The following is a 14,351-nucleotide window of genomic DNA, read 5'->3' on the forward strand; positions in this document are numbered from 1 at the left end:
ATATATCGAAGGGCAGTTTCTTTTCCCTCCTGGGCATCCCGGCAGCAAAAATTCACCGTTTCAAGCCGCACACCGATACGAATAATGTTGCTGACATGCTATTCTTGCGCGATCCATTTCCGTCAATCCGCGCAAGGACCACCGTGAACACCTCCGCTCTTCGCCTGCTGCCGCTCGCCATCGCCACCGCGCTGGCCTTCACCCCCGCCGCCAACGCCACCACGATGGCCGCCCGCGCCGAGAACGCCTTCCTGTCGCAGGCCGACGCCGCCGCCCGCGCCGCCCGCGTCTCGAACGTCGACTACGTGCTCGACTTCACCCTGACCGGCAAGGAAAACTTCGGCGGCACCACGACCCTGAGCTTCGACCTCAACGACGCATCGACCCCGCTGACCGTCGACCTCGACAAGGCCACCGTCAAGTCGGTCACCGTCAACGGCAAGAGCGTCACCCCGCAGTACAACGGCTGGTTCGTCACCCTGGCCGCGCAGGACCTGGTCAAGGGCCGCAACACCGTCGCCATCGTCTACGAGCGCCCGCACAGCACCAATGGCGAAGGCCTGCACCGCATGGTCGACCCGGTCGACAAGCGCGTCTACACCTACTCGCACTTCGAGCCGGCCGCCGCGCACCAGATGTTCGCGGTGTTCGACCAGCCGGACCTGAAGGGCACCTACCAGGTCAACGTCAGCGTCCCGGCCGATTGGGAAGTGATCTCGACCACGCGCGAGAGCAAGATCGAAGCGGCTGGCGACAGCCGCCGCTGGACCTTCCCGAAGACCAAGAAGCTGAGCCCGTACAACTTCTCGATGCACGCCGGCCCGTATAAAAAATGGGAAGACAACAGCGGCAAGTACCCGATGCGCCTGTTCGCGCGCCAGTCGGTGGCGGAACAGATCAAGCCGGCCGAGTGGTTCAAGTACACCAAGTCGGGCCTGGCCTTCTTCGACGACTACTTCGGCATCCCCTACCAGTTCGAGAAGTATGACCAGATCCTGGTCCCGGACTTCCTGTACGGCGCGATGGAAAACGCCGGCGCCATCACCTTCGCCGAGCGCGGCTTCATGTACAAGGCCGACATGACGTCGGACCAGCGCCAGAACCTGGCGTCGGTGATCATGCACGAGATGGCCCACCAGTGGTTCGGCGACCTGGTGACCATGAAGTGGTGGAACGGCCTGTGGCTGAACGAGAGCTTCGCCTCCTTCATGGGCACCCTGGCGACCGCCGAAAGCACCGAGTTCAAGGACGCCTGGCGCTCCTTCTACTCGCACGGCAAGCAGGGCGCCTACGTCCAGGACCAGAGCTCGACCACGCACCCGATCGAAGTGCCGGTGCCGTCGACCCAGAACGCCTTCGACAACATCGACGCGATCACCTATTCGAAGGGCGCCTCGACCCTGATGCAGCTGCGGCACCTGCTGGGCGCGGACGTGTTCCGCAAGGGCGTGCACAACTACCTCGTCAAATACCAGTACCGCAACGCCACCCTGGACGACTTCATCGGCAGCCTGGGCGAAGCCGCCGGCCGCGACCTGAAGGGCTGGACGAAGGAGTGGCTGTACCAGCCGGGCGTGAACACCATCGCCGCCAACTTCAGCTGCAAGAACGGGAAGATCGCTGCGTTCAATCTCGAGCAGTCGGCCACCAAGCAGTTCCCGACCCTGCGCGAGCAGCGCGTGCAGGTCGCCAGCTTCCGCATGGACGGCAAGCAGCTCAAGCTCGACAAGAACGTCGCCATCATCTACAAGGGCGCGAAGACCGCCGTGCCGGGCATGGTGGGCGCCGCCTGCCCGGACCTGGTCTACCCGAACTTCGAGGACTGGGGTTTCGTGAAGGTCCAGTTGGACAAGCGCTCCTTCGACACCGCGCGCGCCAGCCTGGCCGGCGTCGACGATCCGCTGCTGCGCGCGATGCTGTGGCAAAGCCTGTGGGACGGCGTGCGCGACGCCAAGCTGCCGCTGAACGACTTCATCACCACCGCGCTGAACAACGCGCCGCACGAGAAGGACTACACCTTGCTGGGCGACGTGCTGGGCAAGGTCGGCGCGGCCAAGTACTACCTGTCCGCGATGGACCCGAACAGCGCCTACGCGCAGCAGGCCGGCCGCCAGCTCGAAGAGATGGCCTGGAACGCCGCCGTCGCCGCAAAGGGCAACGACGACTTCCAGCGCCGCTGGTTCGGCACCTATATCGGCATGGCCAGCTCGCGCCCGGCCCTCGACCGCCTGGCGGCGCTGCTGGAAGGCAAGCAGACGCTGGACGGCCTGACCGTCAACCAGGACCTGCGCTGGGCCATCATCGCGCGCCTGAACCGCTTCGACTATCCGGGCGCGATGGAGCTGGTGAAGGCCGAGCAGGAACGCGACAAGTCGGACAGCGGCCAGTCCGCGGCCCTGGCGGCGACCGTGATCCGTCCTGACCCGGCGGTGAAAGCCGAGTGGCTGGGCACGATCCAGGACACCAGGACCAAGCTGCCGTTCTCGAAGGTGCGCACGGCGATGGGCAGCCTGTATCCGTCCGAGCAGAAAGCCCTGGCCGAGCAGACCGCCGACCAGCGCCTGGCCAAGCTGCAGGAACTGGACAAGAGCGCCGGCCCGGTCTACATGCGCGCCTACGGCCCGAGCATGATCCCGGCCAGCTGCACCCCGGCCAGCGTCAAGCGCCTGCAGGCGGCCAGCGAGAAGATGAAGGATCTGTCGGCCGGCACCCGCCGCGCCCTGCTCGGCACGCTGGAAGACGACCAGCGCTGCGTGGCCATCAAGCAGGCCATGACGGTGAAGTAAGCCGATGGTCGAAAGCGCCGGCGCCGCAGGTTTCCCGAACAGGAACCGGGCTGCGCTGGCGCTGATTTTCGGCATGCATATGCTGGCGCTGTTCGTGTGGATGCGCCAGCGGCCGCTTCCCTTGCCGGACGCGCCGCATGTGGTGTCGATTTTGCTGCGGCCTGCCGTGCCGCAGGCCAGGCCAAAGCCGCCTGAACCTGTGGAATCGGGCTATCCGCGGCCGCGGCGCACGCATCTGCCGCCGATACAGGATTTCTTCGACTTCCCAGCCCCGGCGCCGGCAAAACCCGGCGCCGAATCCGCCGCAGCCACCGCTGTGGCACCCGTCACACCCGCCCCGCCCACACCTGACCCCACACCGTCCCTGGACGACGCGCGCGCACCTGCCACCGTCCAGGACGCCATCCGCGAACAAAAGCAAGCCGAAGGCGGCTTCGGCCTCAACCTGTCCAAACGCCAGGCCGGCCGCATCGACCGCGAACTGCGCAAGGGCAAATCCGGCATCCCGGACGAGCCCGACACGCCCATGGGCCGCTTCCGGCGCGGCCTGGAGGCGGCCCACGTCGACCGCTCGAACGCCGTCTTCGAAGACAGCTATACCTCGCCGGACGGCACGATCATCTACCGCAAGCGCATCGGCAAGGGCGCCATCTGCCGGCGCAGCGGCAGCATCAACCCGCTCGGAATGAACGGCATGGCGATGGGGAATCAGGTGAAGGAGAACGTCCCCTGCCCAAGCGGTGTGGACTGGAAGAAGGACTGAAGCGGCCGCCTCCCGCGCTAGCGCCTGCCGCCACGCTCGGGCGCAGCCGCCGGCGGCTGAGACCTGGCCGGCGCCGCGCACATCTCGGCCACCCGCGCCCACGCCCCCTCGGCCTGGCAGCCCAGCGGCGGGTTCTGCTGCAGCAGCCGGCCCAGCTCGACCGGCTTCATCTGGTTGACGCTCACGTTCGGGTTCAGCTTGATGCACATGACGTCCTGCCACGCGGCCTGGACGTTGCGCGGAATCGGGATCGGTCCGCGCAGCTTGTCCGCCGCGGCCTCGCAGGACGCCTTGTTCCTGAACTCGCCGCGCAGATTGGCCTGGTCCAGGGTCACGTCCAGGCCCGACTGCAGATACAACAACAAAATCATCGTGTACATCGTTACTCCTGCAATGGACGGATGCTTGACCACAGATCCGCCGCGATGTTCCCCGGCGCACGCCTGAGGCGGATCAGCCCCGTTCGCCCGCCCTGTTTTAGCCTGAGTGCTTCGACGGTCTTCAAAGCACAGCCATGTTCAGCGTCCTTACCTGGAACATCCAGTCCGCACGTTCCCCGGCCGGCGGCGCCGATCTCGACGGCGTGCTCGCCTGCATCGACCGCTTCGCCCCGGACGCCGATGTGCTCTGCCTGCAGGAAGTGGCCTGCGGCTTCAGGGCGCGCGACGGCAGCCCGTGCGGCGACCAGTTCGCCGGTCTGGCGCGGCGCCTGCCGGACTGGCCTTGCGCGAGCGCCTGGACGGTCGATACGCTGGCGCCGAACGGCGGCCGCCGCAGGCTGGGCAGCATGGTGTTCTCACGGTGTCCCATCATCCAGGTGCTGCGCCACAGCCTGCCGTGGCCGGCGGATGCCGTCCCCAGCATGCCGCACGTCGTGCTGGAGGCCACGCTGGACACGCCGCTGGGACGGCTGCGCCTGCTGAACGCCCACCTCGAAGTTTTTTCCGAGCGCCAGCGCCTGGCCCAGGTCGAGGCACTGCGCGCCCTGCAGCGCGAAGCCTGGTCGCACGCGCGCCAGCCGCGCAGCGATGCCGGCCCCGGCGGCGATCCGGACTCGCCCTTCGCCTTCGTGCCGCGGCCCGCGCCGGCGCTGCTAGTCGGCGACTTCAACATGCTGCCGGGCTCGGGCTCGCACCAGGCCCTGCTGGCGCCCTTCGAGGACGGTAGCCGCGACCATGCCCCTCCCTGGCGCGACGCCTGGGCACTGGCGCATCCGGGCCGGCCGCACGCGCCCACGGTCGGCCTGCACGACCCCGGCGGCGCGCCCCTCACGTTCGACTATGCCTTCGTCAGCGCCGACCTGGCCCCGCGCGTGCGCGGGCTGCAGGTTTGCGACATGCGCGTAGGCGAGCTTGAAAGCGGCTCGGATCACCAGCCGCTGCTGCTCGAACTCGGCTAGCCGGCAGCGGCGCCGGCGCCATCGCCGTTGCCATTATCGCAAATCGTGTCCTGGCGTGTCGCATGGACGGCCTGTAGAATGGCCGGCCCGACCGCAACTGCCAGGAAGGAAGCATCTTGAACTGGGATTACGCCGCCCCTTTCACGCTGCCGCGCGTGCCCGTAGCCGCCGACATCGATGGACTGAACCATACCAACAATGCCGTCTACGTCCGCTGGTGCGAGCAGATCGGCTGGGCCCATTCCGAGGCCCTGGGGCTCAGCCTGGAGGATTACCGGCGCCTGGACCGCGCGATGGCGATCCGGCGCGGCGAGTACGACTACCTCCTGCCGACCTTCGAAGGCGAGGCGCTGACGCTGGCCACCTGGCTGGTGGGCGGCGACGGCAAGCTGACGATGGAGCGCCGCTTCCAGCTGGTGCGCGACAGCGACGGCGCCACCGTGCTGCGCGGGCGCTGGGACCTGGTCTGCATCGACATCGCCGCCGGCAAGCCGCGCCGCATGCCGCCCGCGTTCCTCGAAGCCTATATGCCGGCCATCGTCGGCTAGCCGGACCGCCTGCTTGCGCCAATGTCACAGTTCATACGATTCGATTTGACATGTCCTATCTGACATGACATCATTCCTTTCTTAGTTGCAACAATCCCCTCTTCACAAGAGAACGCCATGAACGCCGTCACCGACCTGTCTTTCACTGCACCCGCCCTGCACGGCCAACTGGCGCAACTGAGCGCAGAACAACTCGACCGCCTGGACTTCGGCGTGATCGGCTTCGATGGCGAGACCGTGGTCAGTCAGTACAACCAGACCGAATCCGAAGCCGCCGGCCTGAGCACCTCGCGCGTGCTCGGCCAACCGCTGTTCACCAACGTCGCGCCCTGCATGAACAATTTCATGGTGGCCCAGCGCTTCGAAGACGCACAGGATGAGGGCAGCCCGCTCGACGACACCATCGACTACGTGCTGACCCTGCGCATGCGTCCAATCAAGGTGAAACTGCGCCTGCTGGCCGAACCGGGCAGCGCGCAGCGCTACGTGCTGGTGCAGCGCAAGCTGTGAGCGTGGCTGTGGGCCTGGATGCGCACGCCCAGCTGGCGGCCGAGCACGAAGCGCTGATCCAGTTCCTGTACCTGGCCCCGGTGGGCCTGGTGCAGACCGGCATCGACGGCGAGATCGCGATGATCAATCCGATCTCCGCCCAGCTGCTGATGCCGCTGTCGCGCGACGGCTGCCTGACCAATCTGTTTGCCGCGCTGGAAGACGTGGCGCCCGAACTGCGCCACCTGTGCGAGACCTTCACGCCTCCGAACGGCATGATCTGCGACGGCCTGCACATCCACCTGAACAGCGGTGTGGCGGACAAGCGCATGCGCGTACCGCAGGTGCTGTCGCTGAGCCTCCTGAAGCTGGACGGCGCGCGCCTGATGGCCGTGCTGTCGGACGTCAGCGAGCAGGTGCGCCGCGAACGCCAGCTGCGCCAGAGCGACGCCTGGCTGAACGCCCTCCTCACCAGCATCAGCGATTACGCGCTGGTGGGGCTGGACCGCGAAGGCCGGGTGAGCGGCTGGAACGAGACCATCGCCCGCGTCACCGGTTTCACGCCGGCAGTGGTCGGGCAGCCCTATTCCGTGTTCTATCCGGAGGGCGCGACGACCCCGGACCTGGTCGGCGACCGCCTGCGCGAAGCCGATGCCAACGGCTGGAGCCTGGACGAAGGCCCGCGCCTGCGGGCCGACGGCAGCCAGTTCTTCGGCAGCAGCATGATCTCGCCGATGCCGGACCGCGAGCCGAGCGACGTCGCCGAGGGCGAGCCGGCCTATTGCCTGGTCCTGCGCGACATCAGCGACAAGCGCGACGCCATCGACAAGCGCCGCAGGTCGGTGTTCTGCGACCACCTGACCGGCGTCGCCAACCGCCGCGCCTTTTTCGAAGCGGCGGAACTCGAGCTGACGCGCAACCGCCGCACGCCGCGCCCGACCGCCCTGATCCTGTTCGACGCCGATCACTTCAAGCAGATCAACGACCGCCATGGCCACCCCGCCGGCGACCGCGTGCTGCGTCAGCTCGGCGCCGCGCTGGCGCTCACCTTCCGTCAGGTCGACGTGGTGGCGCGCGTGGGCGGCGAAGAGTTTGCCGTGCTGCTGCCCTCCTCGACCCTGGCCGGCGCCGCCGCCGTTGCCGAGCGCCTGCGCCAGCTGGTCGAAGGCCAGCCGGTCGGCTTCGAGGGCGCCTCGATTGCCTACACGGTCAGCGCCGGCATCGCCGCGATCCGCGCCGGCGAGACCATCGACCTCGACACCCTGATCAAACGCGCCGACCGGGCCCTGTACGCCGCCAAGGCGAAGGGCCGCAACCGCGTCGAATGCTGGAACGGAGACCTCGATGCAGCCTGACAACCAGCCGAATACCCTCGACGCCTACGAAGCCCTGGTGCAATTCCTGTACCGCGCCCCGATCGGCCTGGTGCAGTGCAGCCTGGACGGCACGGTCGACATGCTCAACCCGATGTCCTCCAGCCTCCTGATGCCACTGGTGCGCGACGGCAGCATGGACAACCTGTTCACCGTGCTGCAGGGCGTGGCGCCGCAGCTGCGCGAACTGGCGGACAGCTTCGGCGAGCCCTCCGGCGCCGTCTGCGAAGGCCTGCGCCTGCAACTGGGCGACGCCGCCACGCCGGGCGCGCCGCAATGGCTGTCGCTGTCGGTGCTGAAGCTCGACCCGAGCCGCCTGATGGCCGTGGTCACCGACGCCAGCCACGAGGTGCTGCGCGAGCAGGAAAGGCTGGCCAAACGCCTCAAGACGGCGGCCCGCACCGACGCCCTGACCCGCATGCCGAACCGCGAAGCGCTGCTGGAACAGGCGCAGCAGATGCTGGGGCGGCCTGCGAGCAGCACCGGCTTCGCGCTGCTGTTCATGAATTGCGACCGCTTCCGCCAGATCAACGACGCCCTCGGCCAGAGCGCCGGCGACCGCCTGCTGGTGCAGATCGGCGAGCGGGTCCGCGCTACCCTGCGCCCGCCCAGCGACCGGATCGACCCGAATGCCGGCAGCGGCCAGATGGCGGCGCGGGTCGGCGCCGACGAATTCGCCGTGCTGCTGGACGGCCTGCGTTCGCGCGAGGACGCGCTGAAGATCGCACTGCGCCTGCTCGAAGCGCTGGCACGCCCGCACCAGCTGCCCAGCGGCCAGGAGATCACCTGCAAGCTGTCGATGGGCCTGGTCTGGGGCGCGGACGCCGGCGATTTCGCGGGCGAGATGCTGCGCGACGCCAGCATCGCCATGGTCGAAGCCAAGCACACCGGCGGCAACCATTGCACGGTGTTCGAGCCGGCCATGCGCGAGCGCGCCGCGCGCCGCGCCGACATCGAAGCGGACCTGCGCCTGGCTTTGGTGGAAGAGCAGCTGTTCGTGGTCTACCAGCCGGTGGTGGGACTGCGAGCGGACGGCGGCACCGACTTTTCGGCCGGGGTCGAGGCCCTGGTGCGCTGGCAGCATCCGGCGCGCGGCGTGGTGCCGCCTTTCGAATTCATCCAGGTGGCCGAGGAATCGGGCCTGATCGGGGCGCTGGGCGACTTCGTGCTGCGCCGCGCCTGCCGCGACTTCATGGCCTGGCAGCGCGAGCTCGGGTCCGGCGCGCCGCGCCTGCTGGCGGTGAACCTGTCGCGCGCCCAGCTGGGCCAGCCGGACTGGCCGGCCACCGTACAGCAGATCCTCGAGCTCGAGGGCATGCATCCGTCCCAGCTGCAGCTGGAGGTGACGGAAAGCCTGGCGGCCCAGGACCAGCAGGTGCAGGACCGCCTGCACGAGCTGAAGGCGATCGGCATCACGCTGGCGCTGGACGACTTCGGCACCGGCTATTCCTCGCTGTCCAGCCTGCACCAGCTGCCGGTGGACACGGTCAAGATCGACCGCTCTTTCGTCTGCCAGGCCGACACCAGCCAGCACCACCGCGTGCTGATCGAAGCCACCGTCAAGGTCGCCCAGAGCCTGGGCATGAACACCGTGGCCGAGGGCATCGAGACCGAGGCGCAGGCGGCCGCCGTCCGCGACCAGCAGTGCGCCAAGGGACAAGGCTATCTGTTCAGCCGTCCTCTCACCTCACCGGCCTTGCTGGACTGGCTGCGCGCAGCCTTGCCTGCGGCGGCTTAGCGCCTGATAAAGCCCCCATGGCGGCGTTGCATCGTCTCGCCGTACTCGCGTACCGTCTTCGACGATGCGCCTTGCCCTGAGAGCTTTCTCAGGCGCTAGTTATTTAGCGCATCGCCAGCGGCCGGCGCCTGCTCGGGGCCGGGAAGCCGGCATCGAGCTGGGCCAGGTCTTCCGCCGTCAGGTTCAGGTCCAGCGCGGCGCGGTTTTCGCGCACGTGCTGCGGCCGCACTGCCTTCGGAATCACCACCACGTCCTCCTGGCGCAGCAGCCAGGCCAGCGCCACCTGGGCAGGCGTAACGCCGTGGCGGCGCGCCACCGCCGCCAGCTGGGGATTGCCGAGCATCGCGGCCTGCGAGGCCGGCTCCGATTCCAGCGGCGAATACGCCATTACCGGGATCCGCCGTTCGCGGCACCAGGGCAGCAGCTCCCATTCGACGCCGCGCTGTGACAGGTTGTACAGGACCTGGTCGGCGGCCAGCAGTTCGCCGCCGGGCAGCGCGGCTGCTTCCAGCATGTCGTCGAGGTCGAAGTTGCTCACCCCGAAGTCGCCGATCTTGCCCTGTTCGCGCAGGCGCATGAAGGCTTCCAGGGTCTCCCCGACCGGCACATTGCCGCGCCAGTGCAGCAGGTAGAGGTCGATGCGTTCGGTGTTCAGGCGCCGCAGGCTGCGCTCGCAGGCGGCCTGCACGCCGCGGCGGTCGGCATTGTGCGGATAGACTTTACTCACCAGGAAGACTTCCTCGCGGCGGCCGGCGATCGCCTCGCCGACCACTTCCTCGGCGCCGCCCTCGCCGTACATCTCGGCCGTGTCGATCAGCGTCACGCCCAGGTCCATGCCGAGGCGCAGGGCCGCGACTTCGTCCCGGCGCGCGGACGGGTCCTCGCCCATGTTCCAGGTGCCCTGGCCGAGCACGGGAATCCGGCTGCCCGATGGTAATAGCAAACTGTTCAATGTGCCCTCCTTTGCGTGAAGGGCAACGATAACTCAGGGTTTGTGCGCGCTCAAGGGCGAGATTGAGCCAGACGGCTTTGCGTGCCAGATGGGAGGCGCACACTGGACCGGTTAGTTCCCGCATGTAGCGCGACCATGACACCGACACACATCGTTTCTTTAAGGCACCGCTTGGCGCGGTGCGCATCGACCATGATCACCACCTTGTGCGCCTGTGCGGCGCTTGCGGCGGTCGGCTGCACCGTCAAGGACAGCCACCCGGTGGCAGTCACGCCCCAGGTGGTGCCGACCGAGCTGTGGGTGGCGCAGGATGGCCTGGACAGCAATCCCGGCACCCGCGCCGCGCCGCTGCGCTCGCTCGCGCGGGCGGCCCAGCTGGTCACGCCCGGCACCACCGTCAACGTGCTGCCGGGCACCTATCAGGGCGGCTTCCGCACCAGCATCAACGGCATGGCGAATGCCCGCATCGTGTTCCGCTCGACGGAACGCTGGCAGGCGCGGCTGGTGCCGCCGCCCGTCTCCGGCACCGACATGGCCTGGGACAACCGCGCCAGCTATGTCGACATCCAGGGCTTCGAGGTCGACGGCTCGCCGCGTACCGAGGGCCAGCCCTGGACCACCGGCATCTACAGCGGCGGCTCCTATAACCGCATCGCCTCCAACCACGTGCACCACATCGCCACCACGCTGCCCTGCACCAGCAAGGGCGGCTCCGGCATCGGGGTCGACAGCTATTACAAGGGCATGTATTCGGAGGTCATCGGCAACAGCGTGCACGACATCGGCCCGCCGGGCTGCCGCTACGTGCAGGGCATCTACGTGAACACGCCGGGCACGGTGCGCAACAACATCGTCTACCGGGTCGCCGAGGCCGGCGTCCACCTGTGGCACGACGCGCACAAGGTCATCGTGGTCAACAACACGATCACGGCCTCGAACACCGGCATCCTAGTGGGCGGCGGCGACTTCTATCACACCAAGGGGCCGAACGATAACACCCACGTGTTCAACAACATCGTGTACGACAACCGCTACGGCATCTCCGAACAGGGCGCCACGGGCAAACACAACAGCTACCGCAACAACCTGGTGTTCGGCAACAAGGAAGCGGACTGGCGGCTGGCCGAGGGCATGCGGCATGCCGGCACGGTCGCCGCCGCACCGGGCTTCCTCAGCTACTCGCGCAGCGGCACGCCGGACTTCCGCCTCGCGGCGGATTCGCCGGCCATCGGCAAAGGCCTGGAGCACGGCGCCGACGGGCCCGACTTCTACGGCAAGTCACGCGGGCAAAAAGAGTCGGTCGACATCGGCGCCTGCCAGCACTGAGAGCGTCCAACAACGGCCCCATGGCGGCGTTGCAGCGTCTCGCCCTGGGGCCGTTGTTGAACGCTCTAGAGGATTTCGTTCACCAGTTCCGACGGCCGGCACAGGCGCACACCCTTGGGCGTGACCACGAAGGGCCGGTTGATCAGGATCGGGTTGGCGACCATGGCGTCCAGCAGCGCCTCGTCATCGGCGCCGTCCAGCCCCAGTTCCCCGTAGCGCGCTTCCTTGCTGCGCACCGCCTCGCGCACCGACAGGCCGGCGTCCGCGATCATCTTCTTCAGCTGTTCGCGTGCCGGCGGATTGGCCAGGTAGTCGACCACCTCCGGTTCATGGCCGGCGTCGCGGATCGCGTCCAGCGTGGTGCGCGAGGTGCCGCAGCGCGAATTGTGAAAAATCTTGATGTCCATCGTTAAATTCCTCTTCAAATAAGCTGCCGACTTGCTGCTTGGGCAAGGGATCATACCGACGCCGCTACAACGCTTCCAGTCTTTTTGCTTGTCCGGCGTTTTTTCCCGCTATAGAATCCCCGCTTTATTTTCCGGGACGCAACGGAACAAACCCGGTTGAAAGACAGACAATGCAAGAACACCTGATGCGCCCGGCAGCCCTGCCGACCTGGGGTCAACGCACCGCCCTGCGCCTGCTGAACCTGGTTGGCTGGAACGTCTATTTCCAACCCCTTCCCGGCCCGCATGGCATCGCCGTCGTCTATCCGCACACCTCGAACATCGACTTCTTCGTCGGCCTGCTCGCCAAGTGGGCGGTCGGCCTGCACTTCCGCTGGCTGGCCAAGGACTCGCTGTTCCGCGGCGTAATGGGCATCGTCATGCGCTACTGGGGCGGCGTGGCGGTCGACCGCAGCGCGCCGCAGGGCGCGATCCGCCGCCTGGCCGAGGACATGCTGGAATCGAAATGGTTCTGGCTGGCGATCACGCCGGAAGGCACGCGCAGCTACCGTCCCTACTGGAAGAGCGGTTTCTACCGCATCGCGCTGGCCGCCAGGGTGCCGGTGCTGCTGGTGTCGATCGACTACGGCAGGAAGATCGTCGACGTCACCAAATCCATCACCCTGAGCGACGACGAAGCCGCCGACATGGCGGCCATCGCCGCCGTCTACGAAGGCGTGCAGGCCAGGTACCCGAAGGATGCGGCGCCGATCCGCCTGGCCGAGCCGGGTTCGGACGAGGCCCGCAAGCCGGCCTGACCAGCTAGAAGCGTACTCCGGCGGACAGCGCCAGCGTGTCGCGGTCCGTCGTCGGGTTGTAGTCGCCGCCCCAGATGCCGACGTAGTGCAGGTCGGCGAAATAGCGCTTGCGGTACTCGAACTGGCAGCCGGCCGACAGCATGTGCCGGCCTTCGTTGATCGCGAAATCGCCGGACCAGCCCTTTACCTCATGGCCGAAGCCGGCCGTCAGCTTCATCTCCAGGCCGGCCCCCAGCTCGGGGAGCCGCGTGTCCAGGCGCAGGCGGTAGCTCCAGGCATTGGCCGTGTGGTAGCCGCGCAGGCTGCACTGGCGCGCCGCATCGCCCGTCATTACCGTGCAGACGCCGTTCACCGGCCCCGGACCGAAGACGTCGGCGCGGCCATAGCGGCGCACGGCCTGGTGCGGCAAGCCGGGCGTGTGCTTGCCCAGCAGTTCCACCAGCCCGGTCAGCGGGAGGCCGAAGACATTCCAGCGGTGCTGCACGCTCAGCTGCAGCTGGGCCATCGAATACAGGTCGTAGCCGTGGAAGATGGCGCCCGGCGGCATGGCATCGATACTGGCGCGCAGAAGCGACGGCGCGTTGGGGCTGAGGAAAGCCGGCAGCGCGTCCGCCGGCGACAGCATGAAAGGAATCCTTTCACGCCAGGACAGCTCGGCGCCGAAGGTCGTGGCGCCGGTCCGGCGCCGCGCAGTCAAGGCGGACAGGCCCGCGTTACCGACGAACTCGGTAAGAAAACGCATGTTGAGGCCGTCGGGATCGCCTGGAATCAGGGGCGCGCCGACGCGCGCGGAACGCCGCATGCTCGGCACCGGCATGCGCCAGCCGTAGCGCGCATGGTAGAGGCCGAATTCGGTATCCGCCCCGGCCTGCCAGAACAGCGCCAGGCCGCGGTTCGGCGCCCCGGGCTGCACGCTCGGCAGGCGCTGTATGACCGCGCCCTGGGCCACTCGCGCACGGTCGTTCAGGCCAAGCGGCGGGCCGCCCATCACGGTGTCGCAGCCCTCGGCCGCGTAGTCGCTGATCGCCCAGAAAGTGCCGCAGGTATCGCTCACACCAGGACGGAAGCCCTGCACGAAGCCTTCCAGCGCCCAGCCGGGCGCCAGGCCGGCGCGCGCGAACAGCATCGGCGCCGCGATCCGTGTCTCCTGGGGCAGGCTGCCGGCGCGCCGCAAGGCCGGAAAATCGCGCGGTCCCATGGCGTCCAGCGCCGGCCCGCGCTCGCTCCACGGCGTCAGCTGGCGGCCGGCGCGCACCAGCAGGCTGCCCCCGCCCAGCGCCATGCTGCGCTCGAGCCAGGCTTCGCCCAGCGCGACGCCGGAAAAGCGGTTCAAGCTGCCCATGCCGGCATCGCCGAGCGGCTGTCCGGCGGCATAGCGGCTGATCGAGTTGCCCCAGGGCCGGGCGTCATGGCGCTGGCCGTCGTCGTACCAGGCCTTGATGCGCGCCAGCCCTGTTACGCCCGCGCCCTCGTAGCGCAGGTCGAGGTTGCCGAGCCAGGCGCGCGACACCCAGTCGTGGCGCGCATAATTCAGGTTGGCGTCGTCGGCGTTGGCGCCCATGCCGTGGCCGACCAGGCCGATCGCAGCCGCGTTGCCGGCGGTGAGCAGGAGCGGATCGGGCGCTTCCAGGCGGGTGACGCCGCCGAAGGCGATGCGGCCGGACAGGCTCAGGCCTTCGCTTGCCTCGATCGGGGAGGCAGCAAGCATGGCCAGCGCCAGCGCGCCGGAGGTGAGCCCGGACGTGGGCGATGTGCGGGGCAGCATGGGGGAAC

Annotated in this window: 13 protein-coding genes; 9 read left to right on the forward strand and 4 right to left on the reverse strand. The window is 68.0% G+C overall.

Annotated elements, in window-relative coordinates; all coding sequences use genetic code 11:
* Positions 1-143 precede the first annotated feature (143 nt).
* Together pepN and LQV39_RS20875 are read left to right on the forward strand one after the other, a co-directional pair.
* Entirely contained in the window at positions 144-2,786 is a 2,643-nt protein-coding gene (gene pepN / locus LQV39_RS20870) for an aminopeptidase N (RefSeq protein ID WP_230028639.1), read from the forward strand.
* A gap of 4 nt (positions 2,787-2,790) precedes the next feature.
* The gene (locus tag LQV39_RS20875) at positions 2,791-3,549 is read left to right on the forward strand and encodes a hypothetical protein (RefSeq protein WP_230028641.1); all 759 of its coding nucleotides are present in this window, start codon (positions 2,791-2,793) and stop codon (positions 3,547-3,549) included.
* 17 nt (positions 3,550-3,566) lie between these two features.
* Here the strand turns inward: LQV39_RS20875 and LQV39_RS20880 are convergent, their stop codons facing one another.
* Positions 3,567-3,929: a hypothetical protein gene (locus tag LQV39_RS20880; RefSeq protein ID WP_230028644.1), complete on the reverse strand. Its 363-nt coding sequence runs from the start codon at positions 3,927-3,929 to the stop codon at positions 3,567-3,569.
* A gap of 134 nt (positions 3,930-4,063) precedes the next feature.
* On the opposite strand from LQV39_RS20880, the gene LQV39_RS20885 reads away from it, so the two are divergent.
* The 5 genes from LQV39_RS20885 (at position 4,064) to LQV39_RS20905 (ending at position 9,096) form a co-directional block, all read left to right on the forward strand.
* Positions 4,064-4,948, forward strand: a complete 885-nt coding sequence (locus tag LQV39_RS20885) for an endonuclease/exonuclease/phosphatase family protein (protein WP_230028646.1) — start codon at positions 4,064-4,066, stop codon at positions 4,946-4,948.
* A 116-nt stretch (positions 4,949-5,064) separates the two neighbouring features.
* A complete protein-coding gene (locus LQV39_RS20890) occupies positions 5,065-5,496 on the forward strand; it encodes a thioesterase family protein (protein ID WP_230028648.1) in 432 nt (143 codons plus the stop codon).
* Positions 5,497-5,613: 117 nt separating this feature from the next.
* Complete coding sequence (locus tag LQV39_RS20895) at positions 5,614-6,006, forward strand: phosphonate transporter (protein ID WP_230028650.1); 393 nt, start codon at positions 5,614-5,616, stop codon at positions 6,004-6,006.
* Positions 6,003-7,340 (forward strand): sensor domain-containing diguanylate cyclase, encoded by a 1,338-nt coding sequence (locus LQV39_RS20900; protein ID WP_230028652.1) that lies wholly within the window; start codon positions 6,003-6,005, stop codon positions 7,338-7,340. Before LQV39_RS20895 ends, LQV39_RS20900 begins: the two co-directional genes overlap by 4 nt.
* Complete coding sequence (locus LQV39_RS20905) at positions 7,330-9,096, forward strand: bifunctional diguanylate cyclase/phosphodiesterase (protein ID WP_230028654.1); 1,767 nt, start codon at positions 7,330-7,332, stop codon at positions 9,094-9,096. Before LQV39_RS20900 ends, LQV39_RS20905 begins: the two co-directional genes overlap by 11 nt.
* Positions 9,097-9,199: 103 nt before the next feature.
* Here LQV39_RS20905 and LQV39_RS20910 read toward each other — a convergent pair whose 3' ends face one another.
* Positions 9,200-10,048, reverse strand: a complete 849-nt coding sequence (locus tag LQV39_RS20910) for an aldo/keto reductase (protein WP_290368617.1) — start codon at positions 10,046-10,048, stop codon at positions 9,200-9,202.
* Positions 10,049-10,240: 192 nt separating this feature from the next.
* Here LQV39_RS20910 and LQV39_RS20915 point away from each other — a divergent pair, with 192 nt between their 5' ends.
* Positions 10,241-11,374: a right-handed parallel beta-helix repeat-containing protein gene (locus tag LQV39_RS20915; protein ID WP_230028656.1), complete on the forward strand. Its 1,134-nt coding sequence runs from the start codon at positions 10,241-10,243 to the stop codon at positions 11,372-11,374.
* Positions 11,375-11,439: 65 nt separating this feature from the next.
* On the opposite strand, the gene arsC is transcribed toward LQV39_RS20915, so the two are convergent.
* On the reverse strand, positions 11,440-11,781 hold the full coding sequence (arsC, locus tag LQV39_RS20920) for an arsenate reductase (glutaredoxin) (RefSeq protein ID WP_230028658.1): 342 nt from the start codon (positions 11,779-11,781) through the stop codon (positions 11,440-11,442).
* Positions 11,782-11,951: 170 nt separating this feature from the next.
* Between arsC and LQV39_RS20925 the strand changes: the two genes are divergently transcribed.
* Positions 11,952-12,578, forward strand: coding sequence for a 1-acyl-sn-glycerol-3-phosphate acyltransferase (locus tag LQV39_RS20925; RefSeq protein WP_230028659.1), 627 nt, complete (start codon positions 11,952-11,954; stop codon positions 12,576-12,578).
* 4 nt (positions 12,579-12,582) lie between these two features.
* On the opposite strand, the gene LQV39_RS20930 is transcribed toward LQV39_RS20925, so the two are convergent.
* Positions 12,583-14,343: a DUF1302 domain-containing protein gene (locus LQV39_RS20930; RefSeq protein WP_230028661.1), complete on the reverse strand. Its 1,761-nt coding sequence runs from the start codon at positions 14,341-14,343 to the stop codon at positions 12,583-12,585.
* Between the last annotated feature and the right edge of the window lie 8 nt (positions 14,344-14,351).

The sequence above is a fragment of the Massilia sp. Bi118 genome (genome assembly GCF_918697865.1).
In the GTDB taxonomy this organism is placed as follows: domain Bacteria; phylum Pseudomonadota; class Gammaproteobacteria; order Burkholderiales; family Burkholderiaceae_D; genus Telluria.